Raw genomic sequence first — 24,560 nt, forward strand, 5'->3', positions numbered from 1 at the left:
AATGACCTACCTCTTACTGCGCCTGCACCCGCAGCTCGGCTGCGGAACGGCTACGGTGACCCAACAGCGCTTTGACATCGCTGGACTTCGGTTTGACCAGGGCGAACTTCGGCGCCCACTCCGGCCAGTTGGCCAGGATCTCTTCCGCGCGGGAAGAGCCGGTCGCCTGCACGTGTTCGGTGATCAGGCCGCGCAGATGCTCCTCATGGATCGCCAACTGATCGACATCCAGCACTTCCACCAGCTCCGGGTTCACGCGCTTGCGGAACTCGCCGTCTTCGTCCAGCACGTAGGCGAAGCCGCCGGTCATGCCGGCGCCGAAGTTGATGCCGGTTTTACCCAGCACGCAGACGATGCCGCCGGTCATGTATTCGCAGCCGTTGTCGCCGATGCCTTCCACCACGGTGATGGCGCCGGAGTTGCGCACCGCGAAACGCTCGCCCGCGCGGCCGGCGGCGAACAGTTTGCCGCCGGTGGCGCCGTACAGGCAGGTATTGCCGACGATGCTGGCTTCATGGCTGCGGAAGGCGGAGCCGATCGGCGGACGCACCGCGATGCTGCCGCCGGCCATGCCCTTGCCGACATAGTCGTTGGCGTCGCCGGTCAGGGTCAGCTCGACGCCGCCGGCGTTCCAGACGCCGAAGCTCTGCCCGGCGGTGCCGGAGAAGTGCGCCTTGATCGGATCGGCCGCCATGCCCTGATCGCCGTGCACGTTGGCGATAGCGCCGGACAGCATGGCGCCCACGGAGCGGTCAGTGTTGCGAATGTCGAAGTAGAAGGTTTTACCCTGTTTCGCTTCGATATGCGGCTGCGCCTGCGCCAGCAGCTCTTTGTTCAGCAGGCCCTTGTCGAACGCCGGGTTGCTGCTTTCGGTGCAGTACACCGCTTTACCCGGATGCGGCGTGGCGGTTTTCAGCAGCGGCGACAGATCCAGCTTGTTCTGCTTGGCGGAAATGCCGTCCAGCTCGGTCAGGAACTCGGTGCGGCCGATCAGATCCACCAATTGGCTCACGCCCAGTTGCGCCATGATCTCGCGGGTTTCACGTGCGATAAACTGGAAGTAATTCGTCACGCGTTCCGGCAGGCCGTGGTAGTGATCGCGGCGCAGCTTGTCGTCCTGCGTCGCGACGCCGGTCGCGCAGTTGTTGAGGTGGCAGATGCGCAGGTATTTGCAGCCCAGCGCCACCATCGGCCCGGTGCCGAAGCCGAAGCTTTCCGCGCCCAGGATCGCCGCTTTGACGATGTCCACGCCGGTTTTCAGGCCGCCGTCCACCTGCAGGCGGATCTTGTGGCGCAGACCGTTGGCCACCAGCGCCTGCTGGGTTTCCACCAGGCCCAGTTCCCATGGGCAGCCGGCATATTTCACCGAGGACAGCGGGCTGGCGCCGGTGCCGCCGTCGTAACCGGCGATGGTGATCAGATCGGCATAGGCTTTCGCCACGCCGGTGGCGATGGTGCCGACGCCCGGCTCGGACACCAGTTTCACCGAGATCACCGCCTTCGGGTTGACCTGCTTCAGATCGAAGATCAGCTGCGCCAGATCTTCGATCGAGTAGATGTCGTGGTGCGGCGGCGGGGAGATCAGCGTCACGCCCGGCACCGAGTAACGCAGTCTGGCGATGTACGGGGTGACTTTGTCGCCCGGCAGCTGGCCGCCTTCGCCCGGCTTGGCGCCTTGCGCCACCTTAATCTGGATCACGTCGGCGTTCACCAGGTAGGCCGGCGTTACGCCGAAACGGCCGGAGGCCACCTGTTTGATGCGCGACACCTTGTTGGTGCGGTAGCGCGCCGGATCTTCGCCGCCTTCGCCGGAGTTGGAGAAGCCGCCGAGGCCGTTCATGGCGATCGCCAGTGATTCGTGCGCTTCCGGGCTCAGCGCGCCGATCGACATCGCCGCCGTGTCGAAGCGTTTGAACAGCGATTCCGCCGGTTCGACCTGATCGACCGGGATCGGTTCGCCTTTCGGCGTGATGGCCAGCAGATCGCGCAGCATGGCGACCGGCCGCTCGTTCACCAGCTTGGCGTAAGCCTGATAGTCGCTGTACTCGCCGCTGTGTACCGCTTTTTGCAGCGAGTTCACCACGTCCGGGTTGTAGGCGTGGTATTCGCCGCCGTGCACGAATTTCAGCAGGCCGCCTTGCTCCAGCGGTTTGCGTTTCAGCCAGGCGCGCTTGGAAAGGTTCTGCAGATCCTGCTGGAAATCGCTGAAGCTGGCGCCGCCAATGCGGCTGACCACGCCCTGGAAGCACAGATCCGCCAGATCGCGGTGCAGGCCGACCGCTTCGAACAGCTTGGAGCAGCGGTAAGAGGCGATGGTCGAAATGCCCATCTTGGACATGATCTTGTACAGGCCTTTGTTGATGCCGTTGCGGTAGTTCAGCATCACGTCGCGGTATTTCTTGTCGATCGCCTGGCTGTCCACCAGCTTGGCCAGGGTTTCATAGGCCAGATACGGATAGATGGCGGTCGCGCCGAAGCCGAGCAGTACGGCGAAGTGGTGTGGATCGCGGGCGCTGGCGGTTTCAACGATCAGGTTGGCGTCGCAGCGCAGGCTTTTTTCCACCAGGCGGGTTTGCACGGCGCCGACTGCCATCGGAGCAGGCACCGGCAGGCGGCCGGGCGCGATGGCGCGGTCGGACAGCACCAACAGCACCGCGCCTTCGCGCACCTTACGTTCCGCTTCGTCGCACAGGGCGCGGATGGTCTGCTCCAGATCCTGCTGCTGCGGATCGAAGGTCAGATCGAGCGTCTCGGCGCGATAGTATTCGCCTTCCAGCGTGGTGAGCTGTTTGAAATCGGAGTACAGCAGGATCGGCGATTTGAAGCTCAGGCGGTGCGCCTGGCCTTCGGCTTCGCAGAACACGTTCATTTCGCGGCCTATGCTGGTGGCCAGCGACATGACGTGCGCTTCACGCAGCGGATCGATCGGCGGATTGGTGACCTGCGCGAACTGCTGGCGGAAATAGTCGTAAACGATGCGCGGCCGGCTGGAGAGCACGGCGAACGGGGTATCGTCGCCCATCGAACCGGTGGCTTCCTGGCCAATTTCGCCCAGCACGCGGATCACCTGATCCAGCTCTTCACTGCTGTAGCCGAACTGTTTCTGATAGGTTTCGAGCTGCGCGTCGTCGAGCTCGCGGCTGCCGACCTGATCGTCCGGCAGATCTTCGAACGGCACCAGGCGTTTGACGTTTTTCTCCATCCACTCTTTATATGGGTGGCGGCTTTTCAGATCGTTGTCGGTTTCCGCCGAGTGCAGGATGCGGCCGCTGCGGGTGTCGATCACCATCAGCTCGCCGGGGCCGACGCGGCCTTTTTCCACCACTTCATCCGGCTGGTAATCCCAGATGCCGACTTCGGAGGCGCAGGTAATCAGCTTGTCTTTGGTGATCACGTAGCGCGCCGGGCGCAGGCCGTTGCGATCGAGGTTACAGGCGGCGTAGCGGCCGTCGGACATCACGATGCCGGCCGGGCCGTCCCACGGCTCCATGTGCATCGAGTTGAAGTCGAAGAAGGCGCGCAGATCGCCGTCCATGTCCGGGTTGTTCTGCCAGGCCGGCGGCACCAGCAGGCGCATGGCGCGGATGAGATCCATCCCGCCCGCCAGCAGCAGCTCCAGCATGTTGTCCAGCGAACTGGAGTCGGAGCCGGTTTCGTTGACGAACGGCGCGGCGGCCTGCAGATCCGGGATCAGCGGCGTTTGGAATTTATAGGTACGGGCGCGCGCCCACTGGCGGTTGCCGGTGATGGTGTTGATTTCGCCGTTGTGCGCCAGGTAGCGGAACGGCTGCGCCAGCGGCCAGCGCGGCACGGTGTTGGTGGAGAAGCGCTGGTGGAACAGGCAAATGGCCGACTCCAGGCGCAGGTCCGCCAGATCGAGATAGAAGCGCGGCAGATCCGCAGGCATGCACAGGCCTTTATAGATCGTCACCAGGTTAGAGAAGCTGCAGACGTAAAAACTGTCGTCCTCCACGCGTTTCTCGATGCGGCGACGCGCCACGAACAGGCGGCGCTCCATATCACGCGGGCGCCAGCCGGCCGGGGCGTTAACGAAGATTTGCTCGATGCGCGGCAGGGAGGAGAGGGCGATTTCACCCAGCACGTCCGGGTTGGTCGGCACTTCGCGCCAGCCGACGATCGACAGCGTTTCGTTTTGCAGCTCTTCTTCCACGATGCGGCGGCTGAGGCGCGCTTCCTCTTCATTCTGGCTGAGGAACATCATGCCGACGGCGTAGTTCTTGGCCAAACGCCAGCCGCGCTCTTCCGCCACCATGCGGAAGAAACGATCGGGTTTTTGCAGCAACAGGCCGCAGCCGTCGCCGGTCTTGCCGTCGGCGAGGATCGCGCCGCGGTGCTGCATGCGGGCCAGCGCGTGAATGGCGGTGCGCACCACCTTGTGGCTAGGTTCGCCTTCTATATGGGCGATCAGGCCGAAACCACAGTTGTCCCTCTCTTGGGATTTATCGTACAACATATCGTGAACCTCCCCAGGCTCTGCGTGACTCTCACAACCTACTGCGAGGGGGCTTCCCAATTTCAGGCAGAAGTCCAATCAGCAAGTTAACCCCGCCAATCTGCTTTTCCGCCCTCCATCAATGGCCTCTCGTGACGGTCTCACAAGTGGTATAGGACTTGTTTTAAGAGGGAGTCTTCAATTACTGCATAAATATGACGAGACGTTTGCCCGTCCAGAAAGCTTCCAGCGGACTTCCAACTTAGCGAGAAAGAATTCGCAGGTCAAATGTGGGCTTAAGATAGATTCTTATCGAATTAATTATGTTTATTTATTTGATAAATAAGTAATTTAATGCATTTTTGCACTATCGTGGGGCAACGCCGATCCCTGCAGAAGTGTGAGCTGTCTCACTATAGTGCAACCCCTTAATCTCTGCACCATGCTAGTGCGGGGGGTAATGCCAGAATTTTATTCTATAAGATATTGCTTAGCTGATGTTTATGACTATTTTTCACCGTGTTGTCATATTGCCGTTAACGGTTGCGTGACGATTAGAATAATTCATCAGAATTAGAGTGAATTGATTTGCGTTTATGGTGAATAGTTATGCCTGATGGTGCCTTGCGGAGAAAGCGTTGATCTCTGTCATCGCGGGAAAAACCGTTTCTTATTAGCATCGCGGCTTTGAACACAGAGAACCACCAAGATTATGCAGTTGCCGCAATTAGTCAATATGTTTGGCGCGGATCTCCAGCGCCGCTATGGCGAAAAGATCCATAAACTCACGCTGCACGGCGGATTCAGCTGCCCTAACCGCGACGGCACGTTGGGGCGCGGCGGCTGTACGTTCTGCAATGTTGCCTCGTTCGCCGATGAAGCGATGCAACGCCAGAGCATTGCCGAACAGCTGGCGCAGCAGGCCGCGCGGGCCGATCGGGCGCGGCGCTATCTGGCCTATTTCCAGGCCTATACCAGCACCTATGCGGAGGTTGAACGGCTGGAGACGATGTATCGGCAGGCGTTGGCGCAGAGCGCCATGGTCGGCCTGTGCGTCGGCACCCGGCCGGACTGCGTGCCGCCCGCCGCGCTGGATCTGCTGACGGGATACCGCGAGCAAGGCTATGAAGTGTGGCTGGAGCTGGGGTTGCAGACGGCGCACGATAAAACGCTGAAGCGCATCAACCGCGGCCATGATTTTCGCTGTTATCAGCAGACTGCGCGACTGGCCCGGCAGCGCGGGCTGAAGGTGTGCTGCCATCTGATCGTCGGGCTGCCGGGAGAAACTCAGCGCGATCATCTGCTCACGCTGCAGCGGGTGACGGAGACCGGCGTGGATGGCATCAAACTGCATCCGCTGCACGTCGTCACCGGCAGTACCCTGGCGCGGGCGTGGCATGCCGGGCGGTTGCCCGAACTGGCGTTGGAGGACTACGCCGCCAGCGCCGGGGAGATGGTCCGCCATACGCCGGGCGGGGTGGTGTACCACCGTCTTTCCGCCAGCGCCCGTCGGCCGACGCTGCTGGCGCCGCTGTGGTGCGAAAACCGCTGGAGCGGCATGCAGGCGGTCGGTGCTTATCTGCAGCAATACGGCGGGCAGGGCAGCGCGCTGGATGAAAAGCGGCGCTACCGCCCCGGAATGCCGCTCTGAAGTGCAATCTTTGCCACACTTCGGCGTTTGCCGCCTTATCTCATTGCGGTTTTACGGTATGATTCAAAAGATTGTGTCTGATGGGAGCCGCTATGAAGCAAATCCGGGTGTTGGCCCAGTACTACGTTGATTTAATGGTGAAACTGGGGTTGGTGCGCTTCTCGCTGCTGCTGGCCTCGGCGCTGGTGGTGCTGGCGATGGTGGTGCAGATGGCGGTGACCATGCTGCTGCGCGGCGAAGTGGAAAGCATCGACGTGGTGCGTTCAATCTTCTTCGGTCTGTTGATCACCCCGTGGGCGGTCTACTTTCTCTCGGTGGTGGTGGAACAGCTGGAAGAGTCGCGCCAACGGCTGGCGCGGCTGGTGGACAAGCTGGAAGAGATGCGCCACCGCGATCTGGAGCTTAATCAGCAGCTCAAAGACAATATCAGCCAGTTGAATCAGGAGATCGCCGACCGTATCAAAGCGGAAGAAGAGCGCCTGCAGGTGATGGAAAAGCTGACGGAAGAGATGGAGCAGCGCGAGCAGGCGCAGATTGAGCTGGGCCAGCAATCGGCGCTGCTGCGTTCCTTCCTCGATGCCTCGCCGGATTTGGTCTACTACCGCAACGAAGACAAAGAGTTTTCCGGCTGTAACCGCGCGATGGAACTGCTGACCGGCAAAAGCGAGAAACAGCTGATCGGCCTGACGCCGTTCGACGTCTACGGCCAGGAGATCGCCGAAAAGGTCATTGAGACCGACGAGAAGGTGTTCCGCCACAACGTTTCGCTGACCTACGAACAATGGCTGGTGTATCCCGACGGCCGCAAGGCCTGTTTCGAGCTGCGCAAGGTCCCGTTTTACGACCGGGTGGGCAAACGCCACGGGCTGATGGGCTTCGGCCGCGATATTACCGAGCGTAAGCGCTACCAGGACGCGCTGGAGAACGCCAGCAGGGAGAAGACCACCTTTATCTCCACGATCAGCCACGAGCTGCGTACGCCGCTTAACGGCATCGTCGGCCTGAGCCGCATTTTGCTCGATACCGAGCTGAACGACGAGCAGCTGAAATACCTGAAGACCATTCACGTCAGCGCCATCACCCTCGGCAATATCTTCAACGACATTATCGAAATGGACAAGCTCGAGCGGCGCAAGGTGCAGCTCGACAACCAGCCGGTGGACTTCACCGGTTTCCTGGCGGATCTGGAGAACCTCTCGGGCCTGCTGGCGCAGCCGAAAGGGCTGCAGTTCATCATGGAGCCGCAGACGCCGCTGCCGCAGCAGATCGTGACCGACGGCACGCGCCTGCGGCAGATCTTGTGGAACCTGATCGGCAACGCGGTGAAATTTACCCAGCAGGGGCAAATTGTGGTGCGCGTGCGGCGCGAGGCGCAGGAGAAGCTGGTGTTCGAAGTGGAAGACTCGGGCATGGGCATCCCGCAGGACGAGCAGGACAAGATCTTCGCCATGTATTATCAGGTGAAAGATCAGCGCGGCGGCCGTCCGGCCACCGGCACCGGCATCGGGCTGGCGGTCTCCAAACGGCTGGCGCAGAGCATGGGCGGCGACATTACCGTGCGCAGCGAACAAGGGCACGGTTCTTGCTTCACTTTGACCATCAAGGCGCCGGCGGTGCAGGAAGCCGTCAGCGCGGCGCCGGAGGAAGAGGAGCTGCCGTTGCCGGCGCTGCACATCCTGCTGGTGGAAGATATCGAACTGAACGTGATCGTGGCGCGCTCGGTGCTGGAGAAGCTGGGCAACAGCGTCGAGGTGGCGATGAACGGCCACGACGCGCTGGCGATGTTCGATCCGGACGAGTTCGATCTGGTGCTGCTGGACATCCAACTGCCGGACATGACCGGGCTGGATATCGCCCGGGCGCTGCGCGAGCGTTACGCCGGACAGGCGCTGCCGCCGTTGGTGGCCCTGACCGCCAACGTGCTGAAAGACAAAAAAGAGTATCTCGAGGCGGGCATGGACGATGTGCTGAGCAAGCCGCTGTCGGTGCCGGCGCTGACCAAGGTCATCAAACACTATTGGGATCATCAACCTTCTCACACTTCTAAGAAAACGGAGCACAAGGCGATGCAGATTAATGAGTCGTTACTCGATACCGCGATGCTGGAGCAGTACATGGACCTGGTTGGCCCGCAGTTGATCCATCAAAGTCTGGAGATGTTCGAACAGATGATGCCGGGTTATCTGGCGGTGCTGGATTCCAATATGACGGCGCGCGATCAGAAAGGCATCACCGAGGAAGGGCACAAGATCAAGGGCGCCGCCGGTTCGGTCGGCTTGCGTCACCTGCAGCAGTTGGCGCAACAGATTCAAACGCCGACGCTGCCGGCCTGGTGGGATAACGTGCAGGACTGGGTAGATGAGCTGAAGCAAGAGTGGCGCAACGACGTGCAGGTACTGCGGGCTTGGGTTGAGAACGCTGAAAAAAAATGACCCCGACGTGAGCCGGGGTGCGCGAATATTGCGCCAACACCAGGGAAATTGTGAACCTGCGTATTGGTTTCAGTGTTCTGGTCGAGCAGGTTGTAGCGAATTCCTAAACATCATACAGCCAACAACATAGCAAATGTAAGCGCTCTTGTTAGAAGATTCATTAAAATGTGTGATGTAGATTAGTGTTTGTCAACTCCGAGCACGAACCAGTTGACAGCAGCGACAGGAGGAAGAGTGATGAAAAAGGTGGGTGTAGTCCTCAGCGGCAGCGGCGTTTATGACGGTACGGAGATCCACGAAGCGGTGCTGACGCTGCTGGCGCTGGACCGTGCCGGCGCGCAGGCGGTGTGTTTTGCGCCTGATAAACCGCAACGCCATGTTATTAATCACTTATCTGGTGAGGAGATGGCGGAATCGCGCAACGTCCTGATTGAATCGGCGCGCATTGCCCGCGGCGCAGTGCAGCCGTTGGCGCTGGCGGAGGCCGCGCAGTTGGATGCGCTGATCGTGCCCGGCGGCTTTGGCGCCGCCAAGAATCTCAGCAATTTCGCCGAGGCCGGCGCGGAATGTTGGGTCGATGAAGCGTTGGCGCGTCTGACGCGCGAGATGCATAAGGCCAACAAACCAATTGGCCTGATGTGCATCGCACCGGCGCTGTTGCCGAAGCTGCTCGATCAACAAGCGCGGCTGACCATTGGCAACGATCCCGACCTGGGAGAAGTGATTGACGCCATGGGCGGCGAGCCGGTGATTTGCCCGGTGGACGACATCGTGGTGGACAGCGAGCACAAGATCGTGACCACGCCGGCCTATATGCTGGCACCGTCGATCGCGCAGGCGGCTGTCGGCATCGATAAACTGGTGGCGCGGGTGCTGGAACTGGCTGAATGAGCAAATCGGTCGGCGGATGGCGGCGGCTGCGTCCGTGGTATTGGCTGAAACGCGGCGTCATCGCGATTATCGGCCTGTGGGTGTTGGGCATTGTGGCCTTCGCCTTCCTGCCGGTGCCGTTTTCCGCCGTGATGGTGGAGCGGCAGATCAGCGCCTGGCTGAGCGGCGACTTCGGCTACGTCGCTCATTCGGACTGGGTGTCGATGGGCGACATTTCGCCGCAGATGGCGCTGGCGGTGATGGCAGCGGAAGATCAGAAGTTTCCAGACCATTGGGGCTTCGATGTGGCGGCCATTGAAAAGGCGCTCAGCCACAACGAGAAGCGCCCGACGCGCATCCGCGGCGCGTCCACGCTGTCGCAGCAGACCGCCAAGAACCTGTTTCTGTGGGATGGCCGCAGCTGGCTGCGCAAAGGGTTGGAGGCCGGGCTGACGTCGGGCATCGAGCTGGTGTGGACCAAGCGACGTATTCTGACGGTGTATCTGAACATCGTGGAGTTCGGCGACGGGGTGTTCGGCGTGGAAGAGGCTTCACAGCGCTTTTTCCATAAGCCGGCCAAGCGCCTGACCGCGGCCGAAGCGGCGCTGCTGGCGGCGGTATTGCCGAATCCGCACCGCTTCAGGGCCGATGCGCCGTCCGGTTATGTGGCGCAGCGACAGCAGTGGATTATGCGCCAGATGCGGCAGCTGGGCGGGGAAACGTTTTTACGCGAGAACAAGCTGGATTAAGCGGGCGGGAACGGCACGGCGCCGCTCCCGCCAGGCGGATTATTTCACATAGGTAAAGGCGGTGGTGACGTGCTTCACGCCGCTGACCTGGCTGGCGATCTGCGCCGCCGACTGCCCTTCCTGCTGTGTGACCAGGCCCAGCAAGAACACTTCGCCGTTTTCGGTGGTGACTTTCACGTTGGACGATTTCACCGTATCGCTGGTCAACAGCTGCGAACGCACCTTGGTGGTGATCCAGGTGTCGGAGGACGCGGTGCTCAGGCTGACCGGCGTGCCCTGGCGAATTTCGTTATACACTTCGGTCGTGCCTTCCACGCCCATGGCGATCTGCTTGGCGCGCGCGGTGAGATCGGCGTTAGGCGACTGGCCGGTCAACAGCACCTTGCCCTGATAGGCGGTGGCGACCACCCGGGCCTCTTTCTTCAACTGCTGGTCTTTGCTCAGGGCGCTTTCTACCCTGGCTTCCAGCGTGCCGTCATCCACCTGGGTCCCTACGCTACGCGGGTCGGTGGCGGTTTTGGTGGCGACGGCCGCACTGCCGACGACGACGCCGGCGATACAGCCTTGCAACAGCAGGGCGCTGGACAGCACTGCAAATGTGGCTTTTAGCTTCATCTCAGTTCCTTAATCGTCCTGGTGGGGGAATAACGTATTGTCTATCAGGTCGCACAGGCAGTTTACGGTCAGCATATGCATTTCCTGAATGCGCGAACTGCGGTGCGACGGGATGCGGATCTCGACATCCTGTTGGCCGAGCAACCCGGCCAGCTCGCCGCCGTCGTAGCCGGTGAGCGCGACGATGGTCATATCGCGCGTGACGGCCGCTTCGACCGCTTTCACAATATCACGGCTGTTGCCGCGGGTGGAAATCGCCAGCAGCACGTCGCCGGTGTGCCCGAGCGCGCGCACCTGCTTGGCGTACACTTCGTCGTGCAGGCGATCGTTGCTGATCGCGGTCAGCACCACGTTGTCGGCGTTGAGGGCGATGGCCGGCAGGCTGGGGCGCTCGGTTTCAAAACGGTTGATCATGCTGGCGGCGAAGTGCTGTGCGTTGGCGGCCGAAGTGCCGTTGCCGCAGCACAGGATTTTGTTGCCGTTGAGTAAGGATTGAACCAGCGTCATCGCAGCGCGGGAAATGGCATCCGGCAGTGCTTCCGCCGCCGCGATCTGGGTTTGGATGCTTTCGGTAAAACAGACTTTAATTCTATCCAGCACGTTGTATTAATCCACTAAGTCAAAGGGCCGGTCTGCGCCGCAAAACCCCGATTAATCCGCATTGAAGGCGTTGGGTATCCATTCTAACTGGCTACCGGTAATGGCCAAAACATCAAAACGGCAAGATGATGTGTCAAAACTGGCGCCGCGCTCCGCCAGCCAGACGGCGGCGGCGTGCAGCAGCCGCTGTTGTTTGCGAGAGGTGACGCTGGCGGCCGCGCCGCCGAAGGCGTCGTTGCGGCGGTAGCGCACTTCGACGAACACCCAGGTGGCGCCGTCGCGCATGATGAGGTCGAGCTCGCCGCCGCGCACCGCGACGTTGGCGACGCAGAAGGTGAGCCCGGCGCGTTCCAGATGACGGCGGGCCAGTAACTCATAGCCCGCCCCGGCGGCGCGTGGGTTCAAGAGACCGGCACGACCGTACCCTGACGATATTGCAGCCAAGGCAGCTTGCGGTTGATCACGCAGTTCGGCGACGCGCTCAGCGTGCCGGTGGTGCCGGAAACCTGGAAGCCCGGCAGCTGGCGCATTTCAGCAAAGTGGTTGGCCAATGTCCAGGCATCCATCCCCATCGCATACAGGCGCACCAGCGAGTAATCGTTGCGGAAACGCGCGCTGGCTTGCTGCAACAGCTGAGGGTTTGAGCCCGCCAGCAGAGGGATATCGCTGAACTGCAGACCTTCCATTTCCAGACGGAAGTCCGGGCCGGCACCGGCCTGGTAGCTGCGCGAGCTGGCGTACATCGCCGGTTTGCCGCGCGAGCTGGTGGCCATGTCGATCATCGGTTTGATCAGCGTCAGTTGGGACTGGGTAGCGACGATGTACACCGCGTCGACGCTGCCGCCGGTAGCGGCGGGCACGTCGCTCGGCGGCGCCGGAATGGTCAGCCCGGCGATGGTGACGCTCTGCGGCGCTGGGGCGCTCGACATCGGCGTGCCGGTCATGCGGATGCCGCCGCTGTTCACCATCTGGCGCAGTTCACCGGCGGAGCCGATGTCCTGACGCAGCACGGTTTGCCCGCCTTGCTTCTGCCATTCCTGGTTAAAGGCCTTGGCGACGCGATCGCCGAAGGCGCCGCGCGGCACCAGCAGCAGCGGTTGGCGCTTCTGTTGTTCCCAGATGTGGCGGGCGGCGTCGCGCGCTTCATCTTCCGGCGACAGGGCGAAGTAACAGATGTTCAGGTTGTCTTTCGGCGTTTCGGGCTGGTTGAGCGCCAGCACGTTCAGCGTGGTGGTGCTGGCGGACAGCTGATCGACGTTCTCTTTCAGCAGCGGCCCGACCACCAGAGTGGCGCCATCCTGCTGCGCCTGGCTCAGCAAGGCGGCCAGCGGCTGGCTGGTGGTGTCGTACACTTTGACCTGCGCATTAGCGGCCTGCAGCGGCGTTATCGGCGCGCTGGACGGCGCAGCGGGTTGCGCGGCGGTGACGGCCGGCTGGCTCTCTTGCGCCGAAGGGCTGATCGCGCCGTTGGCGTTGATGTCACCGGCAGCGGCCTGATCGGCCGGCGCCGTTTGGGCCGGCGCGCCGGCCGGTTGCGCGGCTTGAGGCTGCGGCGCCGGCAGGGAACCGCCGTTTTTCGCCGCTTCGAACCCTTGCTGGATGGCGTCGGCGAACACTTTCGCCTGGCCGTTCAACGGCAGCAGCAGGGCGATTTTCGAGGTGGAGGCCTGGGTGAAGTTCAGCACCTGATTCAGGCGAGCCGGCAGCGTTTTGGCCGCCGGGTTCTTCGGATAACGGTTCTGCCAGTCTTTGATGCCGGCCTTCAGCAGATCGGGATCCTGCTTGTTGTCCTGATAGACACGCAGCAGATCCAGCCAGCCTTGCAGCACGTTCTCGTCGGCGTTGATCACCAGGCTGTTCATCTCCTGCGGCGTCAGCTGCAGCAGGGCCTGCCAGGTTTGATCCAGATTGTCCTGGTGCGCCTTGCCGGTCAGCAACGGCTCCTGAGCGATATAAGCGCGGATCAGCGGCAGCGATGCTTTGCCCTGGTTGGCGGCGATCTGCGCCTGGTAGTAGCGCACCTTTTGATTCGGCGACAGCGCACCGCTGTCCAGGTGGCCCAGCGTGCTGCGGGCGCTGACGTAGCTCTTGTTGGCGATCTGCAGTTCGGCGGTCAGCAACTGGCGTTCGGTCTGCTGTGCGCCGCTGAGGTTTTTCGGCAGCTGATTCAACTGGTCGCCGGCCTGCGGCAGTTTTCCTTCACGCAGCAAGGCGCGAATAGCAAGTAATTGCCAGTCAGCCTTGTTATCATCGCTGCTTTGCTGCAACTGCTGCAGGTAGTAATCGGAGCTGGCGCTCGCTTCGTCCTGTATATTGGCGGGCGGCGTTTGCGGGGCCCGACTCGGACAGCCTGCCAGGAAAAGGGCGGCCGCGATGACTGCGGTAAGTCGGACAGGCTTGGAACGCCCTGCTTTGGTACGAACGAATGTTGAGGAAAGCATACTGTATCCAGTGATGTTTTTTTCAAGATGCTCAATATTAAATCGGCAACCCGGATGAAACAATGAATCAACACCAACAATCAGTCATTTCTGCATCAACGCTGTATGTGGTGCCCACCCCAATCGGCAATCTGGGCGATATTACCCACCGCGCGTTAGAGGTACTGAAAAGCGTTGATCTGATCGCGGCGGAAGACACGCGCCATACCGGATTGCTGCTGCAACACTTCGCGATCAACGCGCGTCTGTTCGCGCTGCACGATCACAACGAACAGCAAAAGGCCGATCAGCTGCTGGCGAAACTGCAGGAAGGCCAGAGCATCGCGCTGGTTTCCGACGCCGGCACGCCGCTGATCAACGATCCCGGTTATCACCTGGTGCGCCGCTGCCGCGAGGCCGGCATTCGCGTGGTGCCGCTGCCGGGCGCCTGCGCCGCCACTACCGCGCTGTGCGCCGCGGGCGTCGCTTCCGACCGTTTCTGCTACGAAGGTTTTCTGCCGGCGAAAACCAAGGGGCGCAAGGATACGCTGATGGCGCTGGCGGAGGAACCGCGCACGCTGATTTTCTACGAATCCACTCACCGCCTGCTGGAAAGTCTGCAGGACATGGTCACCGTTTGGGGCCCGCAGCGCTATGTCGTGCTGGCGCGCGAGCTGACCAAAACCTGGGAATCTATCCACGGCGCGCCGGTGGGCGAGCTGCTGGCGTGGGTGCAGGAAGATGAAGTGCGCCGCCGCGGCGAAATGGTGCTGATCGTCGAAGGCCACAAGGCGCAGGAGGATGCGCTGCCGCTTGAGGCGCTGCGCACGCTGGCGCTGCTGCAAAAAGAGTTGCCGTTGAAAAAGGCGGCGGCGCTGGCGGCGGAAATCCACGGCGTGAAGAAAAATGCGCTGTATAAGCACGCGCTGGAGCAACAACAGCCGTAAAGCGGTTGACCTGCCGCCGCCGCGACGCTACTATCCGCGCCGGAGTTGACCAGACAGTCGCCGCTTCATTGCCGTCCTCTTCGGGGAGACAGATGGAGGGGAGGAAAGTCCGGGCTCCATAGGGCAGGGTGCCAGGTAACGCCTGGGAGGCGCAAGCCTACGACTAGTGCAACAGAGAGCAAACCGCCGATGGCCCGCGCAAGCGGGATCAGGTAAGGGTGAAAGGGTGCGGTAAGAGCGCACCGCGCGGCTGGCAACAGTTCGTGGCACGGTAAACTCCACCCGGAGCAAGGCCAAATAGGGGTTCACATGGTACGGCCCGTACTGAACCCGGGTAGGCTGCTTGAGCCAGTGAGCGATTGCTGGCCTAGAGGAATGACTGTCCACGACAGAACCCGGCTTACCGGTCAACTCCCTCGACAAAAGAAAACCCCGCGCAACGTCAGTTGCGCGGGGTTTTTCGTTTTCCGGCCGGCTTACACCGGCAGATCAATCAGCAGCGCGCGCAGCGGCGTCTCGGCGCGGATCGTCAGGCGATTCTCCTCGCGTACGAAGGCGCCGTCGCCGCAGGTCAGGCGTTGTTCCTCGTGGCGCTCGCCGGTGGCGGCGATGGTGCCGTGTATCGACTGCAGATAAGCGCGCGGCCCGTTAATCGTCAGCGTTTGTTCTTCGCCCGGCTGCAGATCGAGATGATGGATCCAGACCTGTTGACGCAGCTGCAGGCTGCCCTGCGCGCCGTCCGGCGAAGCCAACAGCAGGCTGCCCGCCGCCGGCAGCGCCAGGCGCTGCACCCGTTCGTTGCTGCGTTCCGGGCAGGCGTCCAGCCACAGCTGCAGGCGGGTGAGCGGCGTATCGCCGCTGACGTTCTGCTCGCTGTAGCTCAGGCCCGGGTGGGTGGCCAACAGCAACGCTTCGCCGGCTTTAACCCGCGTGGTGTTGCCGTCGCTGTCGCGGTATTCCGCCTCGCCCTGCAGGATCAGGTTCAGGATATCCACGTTGGGATAGGTGCGCGGCTGGAACGACGCGCCCGGCGCCAGCACCTCCTGATTCAACACCCGCAGCGACGCGTAGCCCATCAGTTTGGGATCGAAGTAGTGACCAAAGGAAAAGGTGTAGCGAGCCTGCAGCCAACCAAAGTCAGCTTGCCCGCATTGTTGTGCTGTTCTGCATGTAATCATGGCAATCGGCTCTCTAAATTCATTATCCAAATGGTAAGCATCTGGACGTCGGATTGTTAGCCAGTTAATCTGGTCGGCATATTCAAATTTCCTGACAGAGGGATGCGATGGCCAGAGATCGGGCGCTCACGCTTGAGGCACTAAGGGTGATGGATGCAATCGACCGGCGCGGCAGCTTCGCCGCGGCCGCCGACGAATTGGGCCGGGTGCCGTCGGCACTCAGCTACACCATGCAAAAATTGGAAGAAGAATTGGACGTGGTGCTGTTCGACCGTTCGGGCCACCGCACCAAGTTCACCAACGTGGGGCGCATGTTGCTGGAACGCGGTCGGGTGCTGCTGGAGGCGGCCGATAAGCTGACCACCGACGCCGAAGCGTTGGCGCGCGGTTGGGAAACTCACCTGACTATCGTCAGTGAAGCGCTGTCGCCGCCGAGCCTGCTGTTCCCGCTGGTTGACAAGCTGGCGCTGAAGGCCAACACCCAGGTGTCCATTTTCACCGAGGTGCTGGCGGGCGCCTGGGAGCGGCTGGAGCAGGGGCGAGCCGACATCGTGATCGCGCCGGACATGCATTTCCGCGCGTCGTCGGAGATCAACACCCGCAAACTGTATAAGGTGATGAGCGTTTATGTCGCCGCGCCGGATCATCCGATCCACCTGGAGCCGGAGCCGCTTTCCGAAGTGACCCGCGTGAAGTACCGCGGTATTGCGGTGGCCGACACCGCCCGTGAGCGCCCGGTATTGACCGTACAGCTGCTGGACAAGCAACAGCGCCTGACGGTGAGCACCATTGAAGACAAACGCCTGGCGCTGCTGGCCGGGTTGGGGGTGGCGACCATGCCGTACCCGATGGTGGAGAAAGATATCGAAGCCGGGCGGCTGCGCGTGGTCGGGCCGGAATACAGCCGCGAAGCCGACATCATCATGGCCTGGCGGCGCGACAGCATGGGGGAGGCGAAAGCCTGGTTCCTGCGTGAGATTCCGCGCCTGTTCGCGCAGCGTTAACGTCGGTTGGATGAGATCCCCTTGCCGGGCGGCAAGGGGATTTTTTTCGCCTTAACCGAAGCGCTGGTCGCGGCCGTGTGGCTCGTCCAGATCCTGCGCCGGCCCGATGGAAATGATGCCGTGCGGGTTGATGGTAGCGTGGCTGCGGTAGTAGTGGTTGCGAATGTGCGGCAGGCTGACCGTCTCGGCGATGCCCGGCATCTGGTAGATGTCGCGCAGGAAGCCGTACAGATTGAGGTAGTCGCTGATGCGGTGTTTGTCGCACTTGAAGTGGGTGACGTACACCGGATCGAAACGCACCAGCGTGGTCCACAGACGCAGATCGGCTTCGGTCAGCCGATCGCCGGTCAGGTAACGATGCTGCCCCAGGATCTGCTCCAGGCGTTCCAGCGCGTTGAATACCCCGTTGACCGCTTCGTCATAGGCTTCCTGGCTGGTGGCAAAACCGGCCTTGTACACGCCGTTGTTCACTTGATCGTAAATCCAACCGTTAAGCTCATCGATCTTGCCGCGCAGCGCGGTCGGGTAGTAGTCGCCTGCCCGAGCGCCGACGCCGTCAAACGCGCTGTTGAACATGCGGATGATGTCGGCGGACTCGTTGCTGACGATGGTTTGCCGCTGTTTATCCCACAGCACCGGTACGGTCACGCGCCCGCTGTAGTGCGGATCGGCCCGCAGGTAGATCTGGTACAGGAAGTCGGCGTGATACAGCGGATCGCCGGTGGTTTCAGGAAAATCCTGGCCGAAGGTCCAGCCGTTTTCCAGCATCAGCGGGTGCACCACCGAGACCGGAATGATCTGCTCCAGCCCTTTCAGTTTGCGCATCAGCAGCGTGCGATGCGCCCAGGGGCAGGCGAGAGAAACATAAAGGTGATAACGGCCCGCTTCGGCCTGGAAGCCGTCCACGCCGTGTTCGCCCGGCTGACCGTCGGCGGTCACCCAATTGCGAAACTGAGCGGTTGAACGTTTGAAACGGCCGCCGGTAGATTTGGTGTCATACCAGATGTCTTGCCAAACGCCATCGACGAGTTGTCCCATGGGAATCTCCTTGGTGTCCGAGTTAAAAAACGACAGGGCCCGGCATGCCGGGCCCTGAATGACAGTTTAGATTACCATTTCTTGTTCAGAAGACGGTCGATACTGAAGCCGCCTGGGCCGGCGACCGCCAACACGATGAAGCCGCCGGCGATGGTCAGGTTTTTCATGAACATCAGCTGGTTTACTTCGTTCGCAAAATCAGTGTGGAACAGCAGCGCGGTCAGGATGGTGAAACCGGCGGTGAACAGTGCCACGGTGCGGGTCAGGAAACCGAACAGGATCGCCAGACCGCCGCCAAATTCCAGCAGGATGGTCAGCGGCAGCAAGAAGCCAGGCACGCCCATCGATTGCATGTACTGTTGGGTTCCGGCGTAGGCGTCACCCATTTTGCCGTAGCCTGCCACGATAAACAGGATTGGCATCAGAATACGAGCAACCAACAAACCTGTATCTTCTAATTTTTTCATCATCTACTCCAAAGTGTTTTTGTATGCCTGTTCGGCGGAAGCCATGTCAACGAGCGGTATATCAGGACGTTCGCCCTGTCCGGCTCGTATCGTATTGATGGAGTGAATGTTAAGCGGGAAGTGCTCAGGTTGTTAGCAAGTAAAACTGTCGTAATTTTTCAAAAAATCTGAATCTTTAGCGTGCTAATAAAATGCCGCCGATCAGCAGGTTGCCCGGCCCCGGGGTTGGACGCGTTGTATCAAGGGAGAAAATGCGGGCAGAGCAACAGGAGGTTTGAAGGAAAGACCAAGCGGCTTACTTGGCGGAAAACGTCTTTTTAAACAGACGGATAGCGCTCCATGCGCCGAAAGCGCGACGCGACCAGCGGATCATCTTGCTGGGGTGGCGGATGCCGTACAGCGCCATGACGCTGGAACCGAGCACCAGATAGCGGCGCAGGCCAAACACCGTTTGCCAGCCGCGGTCGATGCGTTCGGTCTTTTCGAGCCACAGAGACTTGTGTTCGGCCAGATCCAGACGCTGTTGCTGGATCTGCCGAATCAGCCTCTCTTTTTTCCATTCCAGATAGCGGCGGCGGCTCATGGCTCTCGCTCCAGTTCGGCGCGATCGAGCTCCAGTTGCTTGCGCGTGGCGCCCAGCAGCGTGGTGCGACGGGCCTTGACCAGCGTCCAGATGGTGCCGACTACGGCGAGGAACAGCAGCACGCCGGTTGTCGCGCCCAGCGCCACCAGCCGATAGACCGGATCGATGGCCCAGAAGATCAGGATCAGCAGGCTCATCAAACCGAAGGCGGTGAACAGCAACGTCATGCCGGCCATGATCAGCAGCTGAATGAGGTTGGCTTTCTCCTCTTCCAGCTCGACGACCGCCAGCCGGACACGGGTTTCCACCATGCCGACCAGGATCGTGATGATGCGCTGACCGATATCCAGGACCCCTTTAGCGGGGCCCTGCGCGCGCACTTGCGGTTGTTCAGCCATGATTAACGACGCGCGAGCAGCACGCCCAACACCACGCCGACCGCCGCGCCGATACCGATGCCGGTCCACGGGTTGTCGCGCACATAGTCGTCGGCCTGGCCGGCGATCTGTTTGGTTTGCGAAGCCAGCTTGTCACCGGCGTCGCTCAGGCGAGCGCGAGTCTCTTTCAGCGCGCCTTCCGCCTTCGAGCGCAGCTTCTCCAGCTCGGCTTTCGGCTTGTCGGTGGAGGAGTTCAGCACTTCCTCCAGCGTATCGGCTAAGGACTTCAGTTCAGCGCGTAAGTTTTCTGCATTTGAATCATGTGCCATGTGATTATTCCTTAACGTTTATTTCGACAGACTTTTAACATAGCGGATTTTTTCGCCGGAGCAAAGGGGTGATGACCAGCAGATAACACCAGACATCAATTCCATATGCTTAAGAAATCCCGTGTGATGGGGCTCTCATCGATAAATCCGCTGGTGTAAAAAAATTATTCCGCCTGGGCGCGTTTCAATTCAGCCTGCGCTTCGGCCAGCTTTTGCTGCTTCTTGGCGACCTTGTCCAGCTTGCCGGTTTGTTGCGCTTCTTTCAGCTCTTCCCGGCGCTCGTCCACCTTGCGCTGTTTCTCTGCGATATTTTTCTGGCGTTCGGCCTGCAGGCCGGCTTCAGTGCAGTGGGTCTGCACTTCGCTCAGCGCTTTTTTCAGCCCATCCACGCGGTGGGTGTTGCCGTGCTGAGTCGCGTAGTCGATTTGCTGCTGGATATTTTGCGCTTTGGCGGCGCAGCCGCCCTCAGCGGCCGAGGACAGCGTCGGCAGCGCGCAGAGTGGCAGCAGCAGTAACAGTGAGTGGCGAAATTTCATTTCTCAGTTCCTTTTCATGGGATGCCTGAACAGGCATCCGCTTTCCTGACTGCCGGAGGCGGCAGCGCGAGAGGAGGGCGTTCATCGCCGGCTGAAGTTATCCTTCAGCATAGCCATGAAACCGGCACGCCCCCAAAGAATCAGCCGAAATTCGGCGCGACTGATTGTTTTTTGAGCTAAATGATGCGAATGAAAATGAAGATAACGGCAATGAAAGGAATCCCCTTCATTTGAAGGGGATTATCCCAGATTGAGTGGGGAGCGCGCAAATTCGCGCACCCAATGCGTTGGCACGGGAGATTCGCTCAGCGCGATGTGATAACCGGGAGGCAGGATGGTTTGCAGCGCTTCGCGCGCCAGCAACTGCTGCTCCGGCGAATCCAGACGGATAACCAAGCCATCGCCTTCCGGCGTGATGCTTTTGATGCGGATACCGCGCTCATCCAGGCGCTGGTAGACATAAAAACCGTCGGGCAGCGACAGCCCTTGCTGGCTGGCGCGAATGCGCAGCTCGCTCTCGGTGCGCACCATGCAGGGCACCAACAGCGTCGCCAGCGCCAGCAGGGCGAGCGCGATCATCAGGACGTATTGCCAGCGCGGGCGCTTTGCTGTCACGCCCCTTTCCCCGGGTTCTGGCCGCTGGCGCGTTTCTTGCGCCACAGCACGATCAGCGAGCCGACCAGGCCGACCACCAGCAACACCAGCGGCAACATCATCAGGCAGAACATCAGCTGGTCTTCATACTTGCGGAACACTGGGGTTTTTCCGAGGGCGAAGCCCAGCGTCGTCAGGATCAAGACCCACAGCAGGCCGCTCATCCAGTTGAAGAACTGGAAGCGTGCGTTGCTCAGGCCGGACAGGCCGGCGATGGTTGGCAGCAGGGTGCGCACGAAGGCCAGGAAGCGGCCGACCAACAGGGCGGAAAGGCCGTGGCGGTGGAACAGGTTATGCGCTCGCTGATGGTAGTGGGCCGGCAGATGCGAAAGCCAGCCTTGCACCGTTCGCGTATTGCCGAGCCATCGGCCCTGTATGTAACTGACCCAGCACCCCAGGCTGGCGGCGACGGTCAGGATAACGATGGTCAATGGGAAGCCCATGGTGCCTTTGGCGATCAGCACGCCGACCAGGATCAGCAGGCTGTCGCCCGGCAGAAAAGCGGCCGGCAGCAGGCCGTTTTCCAAAAACAGGATCATGAACAGCAGGATGTAGAGGGTCCACACCAACGAAGGGTTCGCCAGCGTCTCAAAATCCTGCTGCCATAAGGCATGTATCAGTTCTTTAATGATGTCCATCCGGTGTTCCTAAAACGTCATTGTTTATTTTTATCTCAGCGGCGGAGCGGGCGTGGGCTGAAAGCGCGCGGCGATCCTGAATGCTGATAACGATGAAACGGCGTTGCTTTAAGGTTTCTAAGCGGTGCGACACCGGTCATAGGTGGTAAGTCAGCGTGCCACGGTACTGCATGTTGCTTTCTTTCCAGCCGGCCTGCCGACTTTGTTGCCTGGAGGCATCCAGCATCCAGTCGACCTGGGCAAGCCGGTTGGGGGCCGGGGTGTCCTGGCGGGGGAAACGAATTCGGTAGCCCGGCTCTGCGGCCAGGGTATAGACCGGCGCCGGCAGGGAGGACGCGAGCAGCGAACCGGGGAAAGAGTACGCTCTGGGCAGCAGCAGCGGCAACTTGCCGGGCGCTTTGCGGCGCGCTTCGGCCGGTGCCCGATACACATGATCATAGGGGGAAAGCGCCGGCTCCGCCAGCAGTGGCAGGCTGCTCAGCGCGCTGGGGGTGGGCTTGGATGACGCCACGCATAGCTGTTGGCCGGAGACCGAACCGGTCCAGCAGAAAAGAGCAATCAGCATGGCAAACAACCAGCGCATTTATTCGCGTCCCGCCCCCGCAGCAATGGGTAAAAAAGTGGGCTAACTCTACCAAAATAGCACGATTGGCAACAGGGAAATCTACGTTGCCGACGGTGAAATAGTACACGGCAAACGGCGGTTCCGGCATCGATTCAGCGGATTTTACATTACCTGACATAAGCCGACGGTTTTTGACCGCCGTGGCTATTTCGGCTCGTGGCTCACGCCGTCCAGGTGCACCACCGGGTTCTCGGCGAACAGATAGCGGTCGGCGTTGTATTCGAAGTCGTCGCTGGTGGCGTTGAACAGCATCTGCTTGGTGTTCTCCAGGTGCTGCCACATCGCCAGTTTGGCGGCGTAAGGATCTTTGCGCATCAGCGCCTTGAGGATCTGATCGTGATCGTCGCACCAGCTGGCGATCGAGCGTTCGTCGATATGCTCGTGCAGTTTCTTCCAGTAAGGGTTGTTGACCCGCTGCACCCACATTTTTTCCACGATGGTGGCCATGGCGGTGTTCTGGGTGGCCAGCGCCACCTGCACGTGGAACTTCAGATCCCACTGCGAGTCGCGGAAACGATCTTCTTTGCGGGCGTGCTCCTGGATCTCCATCAGTTGCACGATATCCTGCTTGGTCACCTGGGTGGCGGCGAATTCGGCGATGTTGCTTTCTATCAGCTGGCGCGCCTGCAGCAGCTCAAACGGGCCGGCGGTGGCGAACTCGATGCTGTCGCCCGGCACCACCAGGTGCTTTTGCTGGTTGGACACCACGTGGATCCCGGATCCCTTGCGCACGTCCACATAGCCTTCCACTTCCAGCATGATGATCGCCTCGCGCACCACGGTGCGGCTGACATTCATCTCTTCGGCGATGTATCGCTCGGCCGGCAGCTTGTCGCCTACCGGGTAACGGCCGCTTTCGATGCGTTGCTTCAGCTCGGCGGCCAGTTGCTGATACAGGCGTCTGGTTTCAGTGAATTCCATAGTGAATGCTCTATACGGTGCGGTGGGAAGGGGCGCGTGGCCATCGGATTTGTTATACCACTTATTCGGCACCGCTGCCAGAGGAGCAAGGGGCCCGGCGCAGCGGCCGGGCGGGGGATCAGCTGCGCGCCGGGGTGGGCTGTAGCGCGGCCGGCTGCGGTTCGGCGGCCGGGCGGTTTTGCAGCACCGTCCAGATGACGATGGCGCCGAGAATGTCGAAGACCGACAGCGCGGCGAACAGCGGACTGAAGCCGAGGGTGTCTGCCAGGGCGCCGACCACCAGGGCGAACAGCGTGCTGGCGGTCCAGGCCGCCATACCGGTCAGCCCGTTGGCGGTCGCCACCTCATTGCGGCCGAACACGTCGGAAGAGAGGGTGATCAACGCGCCGGACAGCGCCTGATGGGCGAAGCCGCCGACGCACAGCAGCGCGATAGCCGCGTAAGGGCTGGTGAACAGGCCGATCATGCCGGGGCCGATCATCAACACCGCACCCATCGTCACCACCAGCTTGCGCGAGACGATCAGGTTGACCTTGAAATACTTCTGGAACAGCGGCGGCAGATAACCGCCGACGATGCAGCCGAGATCGGCGAACAGCATCGGCATCCAGGCGAACATGGCGATCTCTTTCAGGTTAAAACCGTAGGCCTTGAACATGAACAGCGGGATCCAGGCGTTGAAGGTGCCCCACGCCGGCTCCGCCAGAAAGCGCGGCAGCGCGATGCCCCAGAACTGGCGGTTGCGCACGATCTGCCAGGCGGACATCTTTTTGGCGTTAGAGGTCTGGTGCTGCGCTTCCTGGCCTTCGAGGATGTAACGGCGTTCTTCCTGGCTCAGTTTCTTCTGATCTTTCGGGTGTTTGTAGAACAGCAGCCAGCAGATGGCCCAGATCAGGCTCAGCACGCCGGTGATGATGAACGCCATCTCCCAGCTGTGCGCGACGATGGCCCATACCACCAGCGGCGGGGCGATCATGCCGCCGATCGACGAGCCCACGTTGAAATAGCCGACGGCGATCGAACGCTCTTTGGCCGGAAACCATTCGCTGCTGGCTTTCAGCCCGGCGGGGATCATCGCCGCTTCCGCCATGCCGACCGCGCCGCGCGCCAACGCCAGCCCGCCCCAACTGTTGGCCAACGCGGTGCCCATGCAGAACAGCGCCCACAGAATGGCGAACATGGCGTAGCCGACCTTGGTGCCCAGCACGTCCAGCACGTAGCCCGCCACCGGTTGCATCACGGTGTAGCACGCGGAGTAGGCGGCGACGATATAGGAATACTGTTGGGTGGTGATGTGCAGCGTATCTTCCAGCGTCGGCGCCGCCACGGCGATGGCGTTGCGGGTCAGGTAACCCAGCACGGTGCCGATGGTCACCAGTCCGATCATGTACCAGCGTAACCCTTTAATTTTACGCATCCGAAGTGTCTCCCCGTTTGAAGGTGTGGCCGTCGATGCGGCTGGCGAGACAATAA

General features: G+C 61.0%; 23 protein-coding genes and 1 other RNA gene. 7 read left to right on the forward strand and 17 right to left on the reverse strand.

Annotated elements, in window-relative coordinates:
• Positions 1–13: 13 nt before the first annotated feature.
• A complete protein-coding gene (gene gltB / locus ACSBQS_RS17430; protein ID WP_033644506.1) occupies positions 14–4,474 on the reverse strand; it encodes a glutamate synthase large subunit in 4,461 nt (1,486 codons plus the stop codon).
• A 691-nt stretch (positions 4,475–5,165) separates the two neighbouring features.
• Between gltB and ACSBQS_RS17435 the strand changes: the two genes are divergently transcribed.
• The 4 genes from ACSBQS_RS17435 to mtgA all read left to right on the forward strand — a co-directional run bounded on the left by ACSBQS_RS17435 (position 5,166) and on the right by mtgA (position 10,155).
• Positions 5,166–6,104, forward strand: coding sequence for a TIGR01212 family radical SAM protein (locus ACSBQS_RS17435; RefSeq protein ID WP_047026554.1), 939 nt, complete (start codon positions 5,166–5,168; stop codon positions 6,102–6,104).
• 92 nt (positions 6,105–6,196) lie between these two features.
• Positions 6,197–8,536 (forward strand): aerobic respiration two-component sensor histidine kinase ArcB, encoded by a 2,340-nt coding sequence (gene arcB, locus ACSBQS_RS17440; protein WP_033644509.1) that lies wholly within the window; start codon positions 6,197–6,199, stop codon positions 8,534–8,536.
• A gap of 237 nt (positions 8,537–8,773) precedes the next feature.
• Positions 8,774–9,427, forward strand: coding sequence for an isoprenoid biosynthesis glyoxalase ElbB (elbB, locus tag ACSBQS_RS17445; protein ID WP_033644510.1), 654 nt, complete (start codon positions 8,774–8,776; stop codon positions 9,425–9,427).
• Positions 9,424–10,155: a monofunctional biosynthetic peptidoglycan transglycosylase gene (mtgA, locus tag ACSBQS_RS17450; RefSeq protein ID WP_434991253.1), complete on the forward strand. Its 732-nt coding sequence runs from the start codon at positions 9,424–9,426 to the stop codon at positions 10,153–10,155. The genes elbB and mtgA overlap by 4 nt, the downstream gene beginning before the upstream one ends.
• Positions 10,156–10,194: 39 nt before the next feature.
• Here the strand turns inward: mtgA and dolP are convergent, their stop codons facing one another.
• Genes dolP through ACSBQS_RS17470 form a run of 4 tightly spaced genes read right to left on the reverse strand, consistent with a single transcriptional unit; the run spans position 10,195 to position 13,811 of the window.
• A complete protein-coding gene (gene dolP, locus ACSBQS_RS17455; protein WP_021505102.1) occupies positions 10,195–10,770 on the reverse strand; it encodes a division/outer membrane stress-associated lipid-binding lipoprotein in 576 nt (191 codons plus the stop codon).
• A gap of 9 nt (positions 10,771–10,779) precedes the next feature.
• Positions 10,780–11,370, reverse strand: a complete 591-nt coding sequence (gene diaA / locus ACSBQS_RS17460) for a DnaA initiator-associating protein DiaA (protein ID WP_004937103.1) — start codon at positions 11,368–11,370, stop codon at positions 10,780–10,782.
• A gap of 51 nt (positions 11,371–11,421) precedes the next feature.
• A complete protein-coding gene (locus tag ACSBQS_RS17465) occupies positions 11,422–11,775 on the reverse strand; it encodes a YraN family protein (protein WP_434991254.1) in 354 nt (117 codons plus the stop codon).
• A complete protein-coding gene (locus ACSBQS_RS17470; protein WP_047026550.1) occupies positions 11,772–13,811 on the reverse strand; it encodes a penicillin-binding protein activator in 2,040 nt (679 codons plus the stop codon). Before ACSBQS_RS17470 ends, ACSBQS_RS17465 begins: the two co-directional genes overlap by 4 nt.
• A gap of 62 nt (positions 13,812–13,873) precedes the next feature.
• On the opposite strand from ACSBQS_RS17470, the gene rsmI reads away from it, so the two are divergent.
• Together rsmI and rnpB are read left to right on the forward strand one after the other, a co-directional pair.
• Positions 13,874–14,737 (forward strand): 16S rRNA (cytidine(1402)-2'-O)-methyltransferase, encoded by an 864-nt coding sequence (rsmI, locus tag ACSBQS_RS17475; protein ID WP_004937108.1) that lies wholly within the window; start codon positions 13,874–13,876, stop codon positions 14,735–14,737.
• Between the two features lie 41 nt (positions 14,738–14,778).
• An RNA gene (rnpB, locus tag ACSBQS_RS17480) (RNase P RNA component class A) lies at positions 14,779–15,156 on the forward strand.
• A 57-nt stretch (positions 15,157–15,213) separates the two neighbouring features.
• On the opposite strand, the gene ACSBQS_RS17485 is transcribed toward rnpB, so the two are convergent.
• The gene (locus ACSBQS_RS17485; protein ID WP_099783939.1) at positions 15,214–15,915 is read right to left on the reverse strand and encodes a pirin family protein; all 702 of its coding nucleotides are present in this window, start codon (positions 15,913–15,915) and stop codon (positions 15,214–15,216) included.
• A 107-nt stretch (positions 15,916–16,022) separates the two neighbouring features.
• On the opposite strand from ACSBQS_RS17485, the gene ACSBQS_RS17490 reads away from it, so the two are divergent.
• Positions 16,023–16,919 carry a LysR family transcriptional regulator gene (locus ACSBQS_RS17490; protein WP_025304355.1) on the forward strand — a complete coding sequence of 299 codons (897 nt, stop codon included), beginning with the start codon at positions 16,023–16,025 and terminating at the stop codon, positions 16,917–16,919.
• Between the two features lie 51 nt (positions 16,920–16,970).
• Here ACSBQS_RS17490 and ACSBQS_RS17495 read toward each other — a convergent pair whose 3' ends face one another.
• From ACSBQS_RS17495 to ACSBQS_RS17545, 11 genes are all read right to left on the reverse strand, one after another.
• Complete coding sequence (locus ACSBQS_RS17495) at positions 16,971–17,957, reverse strand: glutathione S-transferase family protein (RefSeq protein ID WP_197666811.1); 987 nt, start codon at positions 17,955–17,957, stop codon at positions 16,971–16,973.
• Positions 17,958–18,028: 71 nt separating this feature from the next.
• Complete coding sequence (locus ACSBQS_RS17500; protein ID WP_033644519.1) at positions 18,029–18,424, reverse strand: DoxX family protein; 396 nt, start codon at positions 18,422–18,424, stop codon at positions 18,029–18,031.
• 295 nt (positions 18,425–18,719) lie between these two features.
• Positions 18,720–19,007 (reverse strand): YqjK-like family protein, encoded by a 288-nt coding sequence (locus ACSBQS_RS17505; protein ID WP_004937121.1) that lies wholly within the window; start codon positions 19,005–19,007, stop codon positions 18,720–18,722.
• Positions 19,004–19,405: a phage holin family protein gene (locus ACSBQS_RS17510; RefSeq protein WP_015379160.1), complete on the reverse strand. Its 402-nt coding sequence runs from the start codon at positions 19,403–19,405 to the stop codon at positions 19,004–19,006. The genes ACSBQS_RS17505 and ACSBQS_RS17510 overlap by 4 nt, the downstream gene beginning before the upstream one ends.
• Before the next feature lie 2 nt (positions 19,406–19,407).
• A complete protein-coding gene (locus tag ACSBQS_RS17515) occupies positions 19,408–19,713 on the reverse strand; it encodes a DUF883 family protein (protein ID WP_004937125.1) in 306 nt (101 codons plus the stop codon).
• Between the two features lie 164 nt (positions 19,714–19,877).
• Positions 19,878–20,249, reverse strand: a complete 372-nt coding sequence (locus tag ACSBQS_RS17520) for a DUF1090 domain-containing protein (RefSeq protein WP_033644521.1) — start codon at positions 20,247–20,249, stop codon at positions 19,878–19,880.
• 240 nt (positions 20,250–20,489) lie between these two features.
• On the reverse strand, positions 20,490–20,864 hold the full coding sequence (gene mzrA / locus ACSBQS_RS17525) for an EnvZ/OmpR regulon moderator MzrA (RefSeq protein WP_071845111.1): 375 nt from the start codon (positions 20,862–20,864) through the stop codon (positions 20,490–20,492).
• Positions 20,861–21,541: a DedA family protein gene (locus tag ACSBQS_RS17530; protein WP_033644523.1), complete on the reverse strand. Its 681-nt coding sequence runs from the start codon at positions 21,539–21,541 to the stop codon at positions 20,861–20,863. The genes mzrA and ACSBQS_RS17530 overlap by 4 nt, the downstream gene beginning before the upstream one ends.
• 136 nt (positions 21,542–21,677) lie before the next feature.
• The gene (locus ACSBQS_RS17535; RefSeq protein ID WP_033644524.1) at positions 21,678–22,124 is read right to left on the reverse strand and encodes a hypothetical protein; all 447 of its coding nucleotides are present in this window, start codon (positions 22,122–22,124) and stop codon (positions 21,678–21,680) included.
• 186 nt (positions 22,125–22,310) lie between these two features.
• Positions 22,311–23,087 carry a transcriptional regulator ExuR gene (exuR, locus tag ACSBQS_RS17540; RefSeq protein ID WP_033636102.1) on the reverse strand — a complete coding sequence of 259 codons (777 nt, stop codon included), beginning with the start codon at positions 23,085–23,087 and terminating at the stop codon, positions 22,311–22,313.
• A 118-nt stretch (positions 23,088–23,205) separates the two neighbouring features.
• Complete coding sequence (locus tag ACSBQS_RS17545) at positions 23,206–24,504, reverse strand: MFS transporter (RefSeq protein WP_025304349.1); 1,299 nt, start codon at positions 24,502–24,504, stop codon at positions 23,206–23,208.
• Between the last annotated feature and the right edge of the window lie 56 nt (positions 24,505–24,560).

Source organism: Serratia sp. H402Y (assembly GCF_051172415.1).
Taxonomy (GTDB): Bacteria; Pseudomonadota; Gammaproteobacteria; order Enterobacterales; family Enterobacteriaceae; genus Serratia; species Serratia ureilytica.

Coding starts and splice junctions, on each gene's coding strand:
- gltB (WP_033644506.1), bottom strand. CDS start 4,474: ATGTTGTACGATAAATCCCAAGAGAGGGACAACTGTGGTTTCGGCCTG.
- ACSBQS_RS17435 (WP_047026554.1), top strand. CDS start 5,166: ATGCAGTTGCCGCAATTAGTCAATATGTTTGGCGCGGATCTCCAGCGC.
- arcB (WP_033644509.1), top strand. CDS start 6,197: ATGAAGCAAATCCGGGTGTTGGCCCAGTACTACGTTGATTTAATGGTG.
- elbB (WP_033644510.1), top strand. CDS start 8,774: ATGAAAAAGGTGGGTGTAGTCCTCAGCGGCAGCGGCGTTTATGACGGT.
- mtgA (WP_434991253.1), top strand. CDS start 9,424: ATGAGCAAATCGGTCGGCGGATGGCGGCGGCTGCGTCCGTGGTATTGG.
- dolP (WP_021505102.1), bottom strand. CDS start 10,770: ATGAAGCTAAAAGCCACATTTGCAGTGCTGTCCAGCGCCCTGCTGTTG.
- ACSBQS_RS17470 (WP_047026550.1), bottom strand. CDS start 13,811: ATGCTTTCCTCAACATTCGTTCGTACCAAAGCAGGGCGTTCCAAGCCT.
- rsmI (WP_004937108.1), top strand. CDS start 13,874: ATGAATCAACACCAACAATCAGTCATTTCTGCATCAACGCTGTATGTG.
- ACSBQS_RS17485 (WP_099783939.1), bottom strand. CDS start 15,915: ATGATTACATGCAGAACAGCACAACAATGCGGGCAAGCTGACTTTGGT.
- ACSBQS_RS17490 (WP_025304355.1), top strand. CDS start 16,023: ATGGCCAGAGATCGGGCGCTCACGCTTGAGGCACTAAGGGTGATGGAT.
- ACSBQS_RS17495 (WP_197666811.1), bottom strand. CDS start 17,957: ATGGGACAACTCGTCGATGGCGTTTGGCAAGACATCTGGTATGACACC.
- ACSBQS_RS17500 (WP_033644519.1), bottom strand. CDS start 18,424: ATGAAAAAATTAGAAGATACAGGTTTGTTGGTTGCTCGTATTCTGATG.
- ACSBQS_RS17505 (WP_004937121.1), bottom strand. CDS start 19,007: ATGAGCCGCCGCCGCTATCTGGAATGGAAAAAAGAGAGGCTGATTCGG.
- ACSBQS_RS17510 (WP_015379160.1), bottom strand. CDS start 19,405: ATGGCTGAACAACCGCAAGTGCGCGCGCAGGGCCCCGCTAAAGGGGTC.
- ACSBQS_RS17515 (WP_004937125.1), bottom strand. CDS start 19,713: ATGGCACATGATTCAAATGCAGAAAACTTACGCGCTGAACTGAAGTCC.
- ACSBQS_RS17520 (WP_033644521.1), bottom strand. CDS start 20,249: ATGAAATTTCGCCACTCACTGTTACTGCTGCTGCCACTCTGCGCGCTG.
- ACSBQS_RS17530 (WP_033644523.1), bottom strand. CDS start 21,541: ATGGACATCATTAAAGAACTGATACATGCCTTATGGCAGCAGGATTTT.
- ACSBQS_RS17535 (WP_033644524.1), bottom strand. CDS start 22,124: ATGCGCTGGTTGTTTGCCATGCTGATTGCTCTTTTCTGCTGGACCGGT.
- exuR (WP_033636102.1), bottom strand. CDS start 23,087: ATGGAATTCACTGAAACCAGACGCCTGTATCAGCAACTGGCCGCCGAG.
- ACSBQS_RS17545 (WP_025304349.1), bottom strand. CDS start 24,504: ATGCGTAAAATTAAAGGGTTACGCTGGTACATGATCGGACTGGTGACC.